At 28.2% G+C, this 13,529-nt stretch carries 14 protein-coding genes; 2 read left to right on the top strand and 12 right to left on the bottom strand.

From position 1 onward, the window contains the following. Positions 1-213 precede the first annotated feature (213 nt). Both spo0A and KGF39_RS05120 read right to left on the bottom strand, forming a co-directional pair. Positions 214-1,038 carry a sporulation transcription factor Spo0A gene (gene spo0A / locus KGF39_RS05125; RefSeq protein ID WP_003424711.1) on the bottom strand — a complete coding sequence of 275 codons (825 nt, stop codon included), beginning with the start codon at positions 1,036-1,038 and terminating at the stop codon, positions 214-216. 141 nt (positions 1,039-1,179) lie between these two features. Then, positions 1,180-2,235: a SpoIVB peptidase S55 domain-containing protein gene (locus KGF39_RS05120; RefSeq protein WP_227821452.1), complete on the bottom strand. Its 1,056-nt coding sequence runs from the start codon at positions 2,233-2,235 to the stop codon at positions 1,180-1,182. Between the two features lie 160 nt (positions 2,236-2,395). Here KGF39_RS05120 and KGF39_RS05115 point away from each other — a divergent pair, with 160 nt between their 5' ends. Together KGF39_RS05115 and KGF39_RS05110 are read left to right on the top strand one after the other, a co-directional pair. Next, on the top strand, positions 2,396-2,836 hold the full coding sequence (locus tag KGF39_RS05115; RefSeq protein WP_227821451.1) for a GNAT family N-acetyltransferase: 441 nt from the start codon (positions 2,396-2,398) through the stop codon (positions 2,834-2,836). A gap of 59 nt (positions 2,837-2,895) precedes the next feature. After that, on the top strand, positions 2,896-3,387 hold the full coding sequence (locus KGF39_RS05110; RefSeq protein WP_227821450.1) for a GNAT family N-acetyltransferase: 492 nt from the start codon (positions 2,896-2,898) through the stop codon (positions 3,385-3,387). A gap of 160 nt (positions 3,388-3,547) precedes the next feature. On the opposite strand, the gene KGF39_RS05105 is transcribed toward KGF39_RS05110, so the two are convergent. From KGF39_RS05105 to nusB, 10 genes are all read right to left on the bottom strand, one after another. After that, entirely contained in the window at positions 3,548-4,273 is a 726-nt protein-coding gene (locus KGF39_RS05105; protein ID WP_227821449.1) for a hypothetical protein, read from the bottom strand. 353 nt (positions 4,274-4,626) lie between these two features. Beyond that, positions 4,627-6,306, bottom strand: a complete 1,680-nt coding sequence (recN, locus tag KGF39_RS05100) for a DNA repair protein RecN (RefSeq protein WP_227821448.1) — start codon at positions 6,304-6,306, stop codon at positions 4,627-4,629. A gap of 19 nt (positions 6,307-6,325) precedes the next feature. After that, positions 6,326-7,138 carry a TlyA family RNA methyltransferase gene (locus KGF39_RS05095; protein ID WP_227821447.1) on the bottom strand — a complete coding sequence of 271 codons (813 nt, stop codon included), beginning with the start codon at positions 7,136-7,138 and terminating at the stop codon, positions 6,326-6,328. Positions 7,139-7,270: 132 nt separating this feature from the next. Beyond that, the gene (gene dxs, locus KGF39_RS05090; protein ID WP_227821446.1) at positions 7,271-9,136 is read right to left on the bottom strand and encodes a 1-deoxy-D-xylulose-5-phosphate synthase; all 1,866 of its coding nucleotides are present in this window, start codon (positions 9,134-9,136) and stop codon (positions 7,271-7,273) included. Between the two features lie 33 nt (positions 9,137-9,169). Next, the gene (locus KGF39_RS05085) at positions 9,170-9,607 is read right to left on the bottom strand and encodes a divergent PAP2 family protein (RefSeq protein ID WP_227821445.1); all 438 of its coding nucleotides are present in this window, start codon (positions 9,605-9,607) and stop codon (positions 9,170-9,172) included. Positions 9,608-9,636: 29 nt separating this feature from the next. Beyond that, positions 9,637-10,524: a polyprenyl synthetase family protein gene (locus KGF39_RS05080; RefSeq protein WP_054273213.1), complete on the bottom strand. Its 888-nt coding sequence runs from the start codon at positions 10,522-10,524 to the stop codon at positions 9,637-9,639. A 2-nt stretch (positions 10,525-10,526) separates the two neighbouring features. Next, on the bottom strand, positions 10,527-10,742 hold the full coding sequence (gene xseB / locus KGF39_RS05075) for an exodeoxyribonuclease VII small subunit (protein WP_054273212.1): 216 nt from the start codon (positions 10,740-10,742) through the stop codon (positions 10,527-10,529). A 1-nt stretch (position 10,743) separates the two neighbouring features. Then, positions 10,744-11,949, bottom strand: coding sequence for an exodeoxyribonuclease VII large subunit (gene xseA, locus KGF39_RS05070; RefSeq protein WP_227821444.1), 1,206 nt, complete (start codon positions 11,947-11,949; stop codon positions 10,744-10,746). Continuing rightward, on the bottom strand, positions 11,946-13,013 hold the full coding sequence (locus KGF39_RS05065; RefSeq protein WP_227821443.1) for an O-sialoglycoprotein endopeptidase: 1,068 nt from the start codon (positions 13,011-13,013) through the stop codon (positions 11,946-11,948). Before KGF39_RS05065 ends, xseA begins: the two co-directional genes overlap by 4 nt. After that, complete coding sequence (gene nusB / locus KGF39_RS05060; protein ID WP_054273209.1) at positions 12,997-13,503, bottom strand: transcription antitermination factor NusB; 507 nt, start codon at positions 13,501-13,503, stop codon at positions 12,997-12,999. Before nusB ends, KGF39_RS05065 begins: the two co-directional genes overlap by 17 nt. Positions 13,504-13,529: the final 26 nt, after the last annotated feature.

Here is a 13,529-nt window from a genome sequence, read left to right as displayed (position 1 = left end):
AAACCACTGTCAATTTACAACTTGTAAAGACACATACTATAACTATCGTATAATAAAATTATTATATTGATATATTAAGCAAATAATAAATAAAAATTTTGTATTTATTAAAATAGCGAAACGGTATAACCTTGCTGGTTATACCGTTTCGCTGCTTGTAATACGCATTTATAGCCAATGCCTTAATTAAAAAGCCTTACTTTTTATGTCTGTTTATTTAACCATACTATGTTCTAGTCTTAATTTATCAGCAATCATTGCTATAAATTCCGAGTTAGTTGGTTTTCCTTTAGTATTGTGTACCGTATATCCAAATAGCTGATTTATTGTATCAACTTTTCCTCTACTCCATGCAACTTCTATCGCATGTCTTATCGCTCTCTCAACTCTACTTGGTGTTGTATTGAATTTTTTTGCTATACTTGGATATAACTCTTTTGTTACTGCACCTAAAAGCTCAACATTATCAATAACCATTTTTATTGCTTCTCTTAAATACAAATATCCTTTTATATGAGCTGGTACTCCTATTTCATGTATTATATTTGTGATTTCTGTTTCTATATTTCCTACATTCTTAACAAAATCACTTCTAGTCATTTGAGTTTCTTGAACTGGTCTAGGCTTTGGCTCAACTTGAGTAACTCTATTAGAAACTAGTTCTCTAATTCTGTTTATAAACACAACAAAATCAAATGGCTTTACTATGTAGTAATCTGCTCCTAGATTTATTGCGCTTTGAGTTATCTTATCTTGACCTACTGCTGATAGTACTATTATTTTTGGCATTTTAGGTATATCCATAGTATTCAATTTTTCAATTACACCTAATCCATCTAGATGTGGCATTATTACATCCAATATTAATAAGTCCGGTTGTGTCTTTTTTACTAAGTCTAATGCTTCAATTCCATCCTTAGCTATGCCTAATATATCGATATCATCCTCATTAGACAAATACTCTTTTAATACCTGACAAAAATCCTTATTGTCATCTGCTAAAACTATTTTGATTTTTTCCACTAAAAATCCCCCCATTAAAAAACATCTTCTTATTACAGAAAACTAAACTTTTTACACAATTGCTTCCTAATTATCTACTCTAAAGCATATTCGACACTCCAAAATTATATTCCTTCTAGATAATTGATAAAATAATAAAATTTTTTAATGCCTCACCTACAATTTTATCATTTCATCTATAAAAATACCATATCCTTTTTTCGGATTATCTCTAAAAACATGAGTTATTGCACCAATAATTTTATTATTTTGTATTATTGGAGCTCCACTCATACCCTGTACAATACCTCCTGTGTATTCCAATAACTTATCATCTACTACTTTTATTACCATATCTCTATAATTTCCTTTATCATATACTATACTTTCTATTTTTATATCATAGCTTGTTATATTTTTGTTTTTGTCCTCAAAAAGAATTACTGCATCTCCTATTTTTACATCTTGTGGTGTTCCAACTTCTATTAATTGCATTTCTTTATTTGCTAAATTAAATTCTTTATTATGTTTTTCTGTAATATTACCACTTATACCTAGTTCTGAATTATTTGAGAAATTCCCCATTAAATTACTGTCATTAAAATCACCTTTTATTTTACCTACTTTTTCATTACTAGCCTTTACTATTTTTAATTGTTCTGGCTTGTATATATATCCTTGTTTTATTTTTAATAGTTCATTGGTGTCCGAATCTTTTATGGCATGACCAATTGCTTTAAACTTTTCCATGCTAGGGTCATAAAAAGTCATAGTTCCAATTCCAGATATTTTATCCCTTACCCACAATCCAAGTTTATATTTACCATTTTCTTTTTTAGTTTCTATTACTTCTGTTTTATACTTATTTTTTCTCTCAAAAGTCACTTCAACTTTACTCTTTTTAACCGTATTCAAAATTTCTGATACATCTTGACTATTTTTTATTCTTTTATTATCTATTTTTACTATATTATCACCAATTTGTATGCCTCCAATATAGTCTACATCTTCCTCCTCATACCCTAAGACCAATACACCGTCTGTATTTGCTTTTACTCCAATTATATTTCCCATAGGATATACAAATTTTTTATTATGATTCTTAATTGTAAAAGCTTCTATTGGGGTTTCCGTATTACAATTCTTATTTTGAAAAATTATAAACATGGTAAAAATCGATACAGCTACTAATACTATCCAAATATTTTTAAAATTTTTATTTATTTTGTTCATATATCCATCTACTCCTATGCTGTATTATTATGTATTTATAATTCCTTTTTCCAGAAAATTTATTCATTTAAAAACCTCATTTAAAATCTTACTAAGTGCTTTTTAATATATAATATGATAGTATTATATTGTAACAAAAAGTTTGAAGGGCGGTAATATATTGAAATTAAATGTAAGAATTGCAGACATAAATAATTGGCGTGATTTAGTTAAATTGTCTGTAGATAAAAGTCAGTTAGATTATATTGAAAGCAATGCACTTTCTATTGCTGAATCTAAATTTATAACAGCTTGGATACCTGTTGGAATATATGATGAAAATTCTCTAATAGGATTTGCTATGTATGGTCGTCTAGAAGATGATAGAGTTTGGCTTGATAGATTTATGATTGATTCAAAATATCAAGGCAGAGGATATGGAAAGGCATCATTAGATTTTCTTGTAAATTATCTTAAAAAGGAATATAACTGTGAGGAACTATATCTTAGTATATTCGACGATAATAAAATGGCTATTAAGCTTTATAAAGATTTTGGATTTGAATTTAATGGAGAGCTTGACTATGGTGGCGAAAAAGTAATGGTATTAAAATCTAATTGATATTAACAAAAATATATATATATCAAGGAGGTGAAGTCATTATATAAACATATCATATAATGATGGATAAAATGACTCAAAATACAACTTTAGAATTTATTGAAGAAAAAGATTTAGAAAACCTTGAAAACGTAAAAATTTTATTTACTGAATATTCTAATTCCTTAAATATAGACTTATGTTTCCAAGACTTTAATAATGAATTAAAAACACTTCCAGGAAAATATAAAAAACCTTCAGGCTCATTGATATTGGCATTTGTTGATGAAAATTTGGCAGGCTGTGTTGCTTTAAAAAAACTTGAAGGCAAAGTATGTGAATTAAAAAGATTATATGTAAGAAATCAATTTAGAGGGTTAAAGATAGGAAAAATACTATTAGAAGAAATCATTGAAGAAGCTAAAAAAATTGGATATACACATATGAGATTAGACACTCTTCCAAGCATGAAAAGTGCACAAGGATTATATGAAAAGATTGGTTTTTATGATATAGAGCCTTATACTTATAATCCAATTGAAGGGGCTAGATATATGGAATTAAAATTATAATTTTTAATAGGGAGTGTCTCAAAGTGGACGTTTTAGTTCATAAGGCACTCTTTTTTGCATGAAATCAAATATATTTTCATCTTTTCAACAGTGAAAAAGATACTTATCTCTGTTTTGAGACAGCCCCTATTTTATTGAACAAATTTATTTAAATATGTATTTATTTTTCTAAATCTTGTAAGCCCATAGTTATATCTTCAGTTATATCCTTTATATATTCTACTCCATTATTGTATGTAAGTTTAGCTTTAATATAAATAATATCATCAATATCTCTTTTAGGAAAACTTACTTCATAATTCACTTGATTTCTATTTGAATTATTAGCTTCACCATCATTCAAGTTTTTAACAGATTTAGCTTTGTATACAGTATCTTTTTTCCCTTCATTTACAATAATATCTACTTTCTCTAAACTAATATTGTTATAAACTTTATTTTTTGACTTTTCACTTTCATGATTAAGTAGTTTACTATTTTCTACTATTTCAATAAAGTATTCTCTATTATCTCTTATTCCAGAATTAAATATAGGTTGTTTAGGCATATAATCAGAATTAGTCAATTTTTGTACATCAGAACTTTCAGATATAGTTCCACTTGTAACTACTTTATAGTCATATTCACTGCCTGTATTTATTTTTATTTCACAAGCATATGATAATTCTCCATGTTTTGTCATTTCAATTTCATTCCATTTATCACCATCTTTTTTATACATAAAAAATACTTTTCCATCTTCTCCAAGCTTACTCAATTGGACATCTACATCAATAATACATTCTTTTTTTTCGATTTTTTTAACTTTTAAATCAATGCTTTTTGTTATATAACTTTTTGACATTTCTTCATTTATAGTATTGCTAATATCCGACTTAGTACTCATAATCTCTTGTGACAAATAATCCAATTTATTATTACAGCTTTCAATATTTTTGTTAATTTCACTTGCTGTTAACGAAATATACCATAATAAAATAAAAATTACAATTGTAAAAATTAAGTGCATAGTATTTTTTTATTCATCTTATGTCCCCCTCACTACTACCTTAATAAATAATATTATGCTTAAGCATCTATAAATTTCAAAGTTACAAATTTATACAAATTTTATTCCGTTTTTAATTTCTCTTTTCTTCAATATAACCATTAAATATTTTAAAATAATTTAATCATAAAAAATAGGTGTAAAACATTTATCTAAAAATTCTTTACACCTGTTAAAATACCCATTTTTCACTAACACTTTTTAGCCATTTCAATAATTTCACTTGCATGCTCAATAGTTTTTTCTGTTATATTATTACCTGCTATAAGTCTAGCAATTTCATTTTTTCTTTGACATTGATTTAATTTACTAACATTTGTAAATGTCCTATTATTTGAGGTATCTTTCTCTATACAATAATGAGTATCTGCATTTGCAGCAATTTGAGGTAAATGAGTTATACATATTATCTGTTTTTTCTTTGCTATATCACTCAATTTCTCACCAACAATTTGTGCTGCTATTCCACTTATGCCTGTGTCTATTTCATCAAACACTAATGTATCAATATCATCTATATCAGCCAATATTGTCTTAAATGCCAACATAAATCTAGACATCTCACCACCTGATGCAACTTTATATATAGGTTTAATATCTTCTCCTAAGTTAAAGGATATCATAAATTCAATATCATCTATCCCATTTAGGGTAAATGAACTTGCTTCAAAATTAACCTTGAACATTACATTTTTCATATTTAGACTTTTTAATTCATCAAGAAGTATTTTTTCTAAAGTAGTTGCTACTTCTATTCTCGCATTAGTCAATTTATTAGCTTTTATTTTTAAATCTTCTTCTATATTCATCAGTTGACTTTTTAACTGTTCAACTCTTTCATCTCTATTTAATATTTCATCTAATCTATCTTTAATTTTTTCATAATACTCAAATATATCGTCTATGCTATCTCCATATTTTCTTCTTAAATTGTTAATCTCATCAATTCTAAGTTCAATCTGTTCTAACTCATAAGGTTCAAAGTCTATATTATCTTTGTAATTTCTTATATCACCAGATATATCTTGTAACTCATACATAATCCTTTCTACAGTATCACTGTATTCACTTAAAACACTGTCATATTTAGATATATCATTAAGTTCTTTAGATGCAAGACCTATTAGGTCAATAACATTATACTCACCATTATGTAATTTACTGTAACTCGAATTTAGATTATTATATATCTTTTCACTGTTTCTATAAACTTCTCTTTGTTTTAATAAATCTTCATATTCATTCTTATTTAAGTTTGCAGCCTCAATTTCATTTATTTGAAATCTTAATAAATCTATTTCTCGTTGAATTTGCATCTCATCCTTATTTTCTGTCAAGCTATTCAAAGCTTTTTTTAATTCACTATACTTATGGTATACTTTTCTATAGGCAGCTTTAAACTTTTCTAATTCATTTTCTCCAAAAAGATCTAGAAATTTCAAATGAGTATCTTTATTAAACAAAGCCTGATTTTGATGTTGACCATGTATATCTATAAGTGTAGATGCAATTTCTTTAAGAAGAGATACTTTAACAGTCCTTCCATTTACTCTAGCAGTACTCTTTCCGTCTGAGTATATCAACCTAGTTATGACCAATAAATTATCATCTTCCATACTTATATCATTTTCATCTAATATTTTTTTTAGATATATATTATCTGACAAAAACACAGCCTCAACAAGTCCCTTATCTGTTCCTTTTCTTAGAAAAGACCTATCATATTTATCACCTAGACAAAGTCCAAGTGCATCTATTATTATAGATTTTCCTGAACCAGTTTCACCTGTAAGTATATTTAAATTTTTATCAATATTCAACCTTAGCTCTTCAACTAAAGCACAGTTTTTCATATATAATTCGAGGATCAAGTCTAAGCCCCCTTTTAACCTATTTGTCTAAATTATGAGAAGCCTCAACGACTTCTATTATTTTATTATTGTGTATATCACTATCAAATTCATATCCTTCATTTCCATTTCTCAAATGAATTAGATATTCTATATTTCCCTCAGGTCCCTTAATCGGAGAAAAATCTAATCCTAAAATCTCAAATCCATTTTCGACGGAGAAATCAGAAATCATTTTTATAACTTCTATATGTGTAGATTTTTCTCTAACTACCCCTTTTTTGCCAACTTTTTCTCTTCCTGCTTCAAATTGAGGTTTAATCAAAGCGACAATTTCTCCATCATGACGTACTAACTCCTTTGCTTTTGGAAGTACTAATTTTAATGATATGAAAGACACATCAATTGATGCAAAATCTGCAAACTGCTTCGTATCTTCTATTGTCACGTTTCTTATATTTGTTCTTTCCATACACACAACTCTATCATCTTGTCTCAATTTCCATGCGAGTTGACCATAGCCAACATCTATAGAAAATACTTTTATTGCTCCATTTTTGAGCATACAATCTGTAAAACCACCTGTAGATGCGCCTATATCCATACATACTTTTCCATCAATAGTTAAGTCAAAATTTTTCATTGCTTTTTCAAGCTTTAAACCACCCCTACTGACATATGGTATTGGATTTCCTTTTACTTCTATATTGCAGTCCTCTTTTACTTCTGTACCAGCCTTATCACATCTTTGATTATCAACAAAAACTAATCCAGCCATTATTGCTTTTTTGGCTCTTTCTCTACTTTCAAAATGCCCTTGTTCTACTAACAATAAATCTATTCTTTTTTTCATAAAATTACCTTTCTGTTAAAAGCTACTTTAATAATAACTAAAGTAGCTTGAAGTAACACACTTGATATTTATTCTAATTGATAAATTTTATATTTTATATAAGTTTTAATTTATAATATTCATATTAATCTTTTACTCGATAACTAGTTTTCTTATTTTATCAGCAATACTCTTTGGCGATAATCCTACAAAATCATATAATTCATCTGCATTGCCATGTTTTATAAATTCTTCTGGTATTGCTATATTAAGTACATTTACCTTATATTCATTATCTATAATAAACTTATTTATTCTACTTCCAAATCCTCCAGTTACAATATTATCCTCTATTGTAACTACATTTTTGTGATTCTTTAATAAGACATTCAGCATATCTTCATCCATTGGCTTTAAAAATCTCGCATTGACTATTGTTGGATTTATTCCTTCTTTTAATAATATTTCTTTAGCATCCAAAGCATGTTTTACCATACTTCCAATAGAAAGTATAACTGTATCTTGTCCATCATCTAATACCTCATATTTACCCAATACAATCTCTTTATATTCTCCCTTATCTAGGTAATAACTATTTCCTCTTGGGTATCTAATCGCTAGTGGACAATCTAATTGTAATGACAAATCCATCATAAGTTCCATCTCTTTTGTGTCTTTTGGTGCCATTACTACAATATTTGGAATAGAATTTAAGTAACTTAAATCAAACATACCATGATGAGTTTCTCCATCATTTCCAACTAACCCAGCTCTATCTATAAGAAAAGTAACTGGCTTTTTTGTTATACATACATCGTGAATAAGTTGGTCATATGCTCTTTGCAAAAACGACGAATACACAGCGAAGTAAGGTTTCATACCATTTTTTGCAAGACCTGCTGCAAATCCTGTTGCATGTTGTTCAGCTATACCAACATCATAATATCTTTTTGGATATGCACGTTCAAATAGGTTTAGACCTGTACCAGATGGCATCGCAGCCGTTATAGCTACTATCTCTTCATTTTCATTAGCCATATCAACCAGTTTTTCTCCAACACTAGTTGACATAGACTTAACTTTTGAAAATGTAACACCTGTCTTTATATCAAACTTTGATACTCCATGATATTTATCAGGTTGTTCCTCTGCAAATCTGTACCCTTTTCCTTTTTTCGTAATTACATGTAAAAGAACAGGTCCTTTTTTGTGTTTAGCCTTTCTCAATATATCTATTAAGTCTTTAGTATTATGACCATCTATAGGACCATAATATCTTATACCTAATGAATCAAAAAATGAACAGTCCTGAGGAGAAAAGCTACACATTAGTTTATCTTTAAATCTATGTGCAGTCTTGGATAAAATTTCACCTGTTTGTGTAACATTTAAAATTTTATCAACTTCATCTGTCATTTTCTCAACTGTTGAGTTTCTTATAATACTTGACAGATATTTAGACATTCCACCAACATTTTTATCTATAGACATCTCATTATCATTAAGGATTACTATCATATTGGTATTTATATATCCCAATTGGTTTAAAGCTTCAAGTGCCATACCTCCTGTTATAGAACCATCTCCAATTACAGATATAACACTATAGTTTTCTTTTTTTATATCTCTAGCACAGGCAATACCTGTAGCTATAGAAATAGATGTACTGCTATGCCCTGTGTCAAAAATATCATGAGGACTTTCACTCTCCTTTGGAAAACCACTTAGTCCATTAAATTGTCTCAAAGATACAAAACAATCTTTTCTTCCAGTAACCATTTTATGAACATAAGATTGATGTCCTACATCCCACACAATCTTATCTTTAGGACTATCAAATACTTTATGAAGTGCTAATGTTAACTCAACTACTCCTAAATTAGAAGCCAAATGTCCTCCTGTCTTAGAAACAGATTTTACTAAGAACTTTCTTATATCCTTTGCAAGTAAATCCATTTCTTCTATGCTCATATTTTTTATATCCTTTGGAGAATTTACTTTATCTAAATATTTATACATATTATCCTCACCTTTATTTTGTAAATTTTCAATTTACATCAATATTAAAGCTGTTACTATACCAAGTAAAGCTCCAAACCAAACTTCTAGTGGTGTGTGACCTATTAATTCTTTTAATTTCTTCTGCTCTATATGCTTTCCATGTTGTATGTCTGCTACTATTTGATTTAATATAGTAGCTTGTTTACCAACAGCCCGTCTAACACCTGCTGCATCATACATTATAATCAGAGCAAGCACAGTAATTATAGCAAAATCAGTAGAATTAAAGCCTTTTTCAATACCTACCACTGTAGCTAAACTTGTAACAAAAGAACTATGGGAACTAGGCATACCTCCTGAAATAAGTATTCTTGATAACTCAATTCCTTTTTCCTTGCCAGTAAATATTTTTATAAATTGTGCTAAGAAACAAGCAATCAGACTTATTCCCAAAGCCCCATTGTTAAAAATCTCCGAAAAAAAATCCATTTTTCCCTCCTCGATTTTAGCTGTATATTTTAGTATTCTCTATCTATTATATATTCAGCCAATCCCTTTAAAAAATCTACATCTTCAGATAATTTTTCTATACTCTTCTTTGCTTCATCAATCAAATTATGTGCAATTTCTTTAGATTTATCTAAACCTAAAAGAGATGGATATGTTGACTTATGATTTTCTATATCACTTCCAACCTTTTTCCCTAATTTAACTTCATCTCCTACTATATCTAGTATATCATCTACTATCTGGAATGATAATCCGATATTTTTTGCATATTTAGTTATTTCTTCCATTTGCTCTGCATTTGCTCCACCTATAGTAGCTCCTGCTCTCATACAGCCCACCATCATTGCAGCAGTTTTATTCATATGTATATAATCTAGTTTTTCTTTTTCAATTTGCTTATTTTCACTTTCTACATCTACTACTTGACCGCCTATCATTCCATATATACCAGCACCCTTAGCAATCTCATTTATAGCTTTTAGATACTTTTCTGGGTTTTCTTTATTGATTGAACCTGCAAGCATTACTTCAAAGGCATAGTTCAATAAAGCATCTCCTGCTAAAATCCCCATCGCTTCTCCATATACTTTATGATTTGTTGGTCTTCCTCTTCTTAAGTCATCATTGTCAAGAGCAGGTAAGTCATCATGTATTAGCGAATATGTATGTATCATTTCAATTGCAACAGCAAAGGCAATAGCGTCCTCTTCATTCCCTCCAACTATTTTACAAGCCTCTAATGTAAGTATTGGTCTTAATCTTTTACCTCCAGCACTCAAACTGTAGTTCATAGCTTCAATAACAGTTTTTTGGTATCCCTCTTCTTTAGGCATATATTCTTTAAGTACATTTTCTATAAAACTTGCTTTCTCTTTCAGACATTGTTTAAATTCCAATTTTACTCCTCCTCTACTTTAAAATCTTCTTCTATTCCTAATTGATTAAATTTACTTATTTTCAATTTAGCATCATCTAAAAGCTTATTACAATGTTTATAAAGGCTTATACCTTCTTCATACAAGCTTAAAGATTCATCTAAGCTAGCATTTTTAGATTCTAATTCATTTAAAATACTCTCTAATCTTTTATAAGCTTCTTCATAGGTTAAATTCATACTATACCTCTTTATTTTCAATTTTATCTATCATACATTCTAAATTTCCATCTTTCAATACTATATCTATGCTATCTTTTGTTTTCAATCCTTTTATACTGTTTATTACTTTTCCATCTTTTTGAGCTATACTATAACCTCTATCCATAGTCGCCAATGGACTTAAATTATGGAGTAATGCTCCAATTTTTACTAATTTTTCATCTTCTAATTTTAAATTATTTTCTATTCCAAAAATTATTTTATCATATATTTTGTCCAATTGTATAACTTTATCTTTTATTGTGTAAGAATCTAAATAGTTATTTATCTTATTAAATACTGATTCTAATCTATATTGGTCTAGCTCAATTTGATTTGTAAGAGACTTACTCATTCTGCTTTTTATATTTCCAAGTTTATAGTTTATATCATCTAGTGATGGAGTAGCAATCTCTGCTGCTGCTGATGGTGTTGGTGCTCTCATATCAGATACAAAATCACAAATAGTAAAGTCAGTTTCATGCCCAACTGCTGATATTATTGGAATTTGAGAATTAAAAACCTCTCTTGCTACCATTTCATCATTAAAAGACCAAAGTTCTTCTATCGAACCCCCACCTCTACCAATTATAAGTGTATCAATATTCTTCATATGATTGAAAAACCTAATTGCTTCACATATTTCTTCTGCTGATTTGTCTCCTTGTACTGTTACTGGGTAAAGCTTTATGTTAACTTTTGGGTATCTCCTTTTTATCACATTTATTATATCTCTTATAACAGCACCTGTTGGAGATGTTATAACGCCAATTGAGTTTGGCATTTTAGGTATAGGTATCTTGTATTTAGGGTCAAATAATCCTTCTTTATTAAGTTTTTCTTTTAATCTATTAAATTCTATGTGTAAATTTCCTATTCCCTCTATTTCAATTTCATTAATATATAATTGATACGCACCATCTCTTTCATAGACCGATATATATCCATTGGCTATAACTTTCACACCATTATCTAGTTTTAGATTACGATTAAAATTACTTTTAAAAATTACACAGTTTAACTTTGATGTTTCGTCTTTAAGTGATAAATATACATTTCCACTACTATGAACCTTAAAATTAGAAATTTCTCCCTTAACTTTAAGATTGGAAAGTATTGGGTCATTTATTAAAATTCTTTTAATATATGAATTTGCTTCACTTATATCTAAAGCTCTTAGTTTCATACTCTTTCTCCTAAAAAGTTATTCAATCCTATTATAGCACACCCAACAGCATTATCAGTTGAATATTGTGGTTCTGTAAAATGAGCTTCTATATGCTTTTTTCTTAATTTCAGACTTAATTCTTTAAGAATATACTTACTTGCAGAAACTCCACCTGCAAAGACTACTTCATTTACATTGTAAGTTTCACATAAATATACTAAAGATTTAAACATATTTCTGACTACTGAATCTAATACCAACTTAGATACGTATTCTTTTTTAGTATTATCTCCATTATCTTCTATAATCTTATTTACCTGATTTTCTAACCCAGATAAATTCATATATCCATCTCTTACAGAAGTTTTCAGACCACTTTCTATTTTAAGATTACAATTTAAAGCATTTTCATCTAAATATTTTCCTGAAGGAAACTTATATCCTAACTTAACTCCTATCCTATCTATAAGTTGACCAAAACTAATATCCTTACTTCCTCCAATTATATCTATATTATATCCAAAATTATTGTATAATTTACTTTTATTATCTTTTTTAATACTTATTTTGGCAATTCTATCTAAATTAGTATTACATATATTGTAATTACTATCCTGTTTGGTTATTAAAAGTATCTCTGTAGTACCACCAGATATATGAACAGAAATAAATCTATTATTATTTTTCAATTTACTATTTAATAAACTTGATTCTATGTGATTTTCTTGATGAGTAGTCTCATAAAACCTACAACCATATATACTAGATAATAGCTTTCCAAAATTATGTCCTACATTAAATACAGGCATATATGAATTTTCAACAGGTCTAGGTTTTGTTGAGGAACAAATCCCTTCTACATTAAACTTATCTTTAAATGATTTTATCCTATCACTAAGAGTCCCTAAATTATTTATGTGTTGGAATACAGCTTCACTCTGTCTTAAGCCTTTTGCATTATCCCTTACTTCTAGCATTATTTTTTCATTAAATATAACTTTCTTCTCTAAAGAGATAGCTGCTATAGAAGTAGTATAGCAGCTAGTATCAATTCCAATTATTATATTATTTTCCAATTTCATCAACAACACTTCCTAATATACCATTTATAAATTTAGGAGATTTATCATCACAATATATCTTTGCAAGTTCTACAGCTTCATTTATTGATACTTTATTAGGAGTATCTAAATAAAGTATTTCACACACAGATAATCTAAGTATAGACACATCTACCTTTGGCATTCTATCTACTGTCCAGTTTTTAGCATGCTTGTTTATTAATTCATCTATCTTATCATGATTTTCTTTTAGTGCTTTGCATACTGAATTTATATATTTTCTGTCTATAACATCTTCAAGCTTAGTATCTTCTAACTTTAAATTTGAGTTACTTGAATATTGAAGAGCAAGCTCTTCATATCTATTTATAATATGCTCTGAATTATCTTTTAAAAAAGTATCTACCTTATCCTCTAAAGCTTCAAAATCTTCTTTATTAATATTTATTTGATATATAAGTTTCATTATATATTCTCTTGTTGTACTCTTTTGTGCCCTATCTTTTTTCATCAATTACAATTCTCCTTTAAGTTTAA

The sequence above is a fragment of the Clostridioides sp. ZZV14-6345 genome, assembly GCF_020657775.1.
Taxonomy (GTDB): domain Bacteria; phylum Bacillota; class Clostridia; order Peptostreptococcales; family Peptostreptococcaceae; genus Clostridioides; species Clostridioides difficile_D.
Note: the sequence above shows the minus strand (reverse complement) of the source record. Positions and strands in the feature narration are given on the sequence as shown.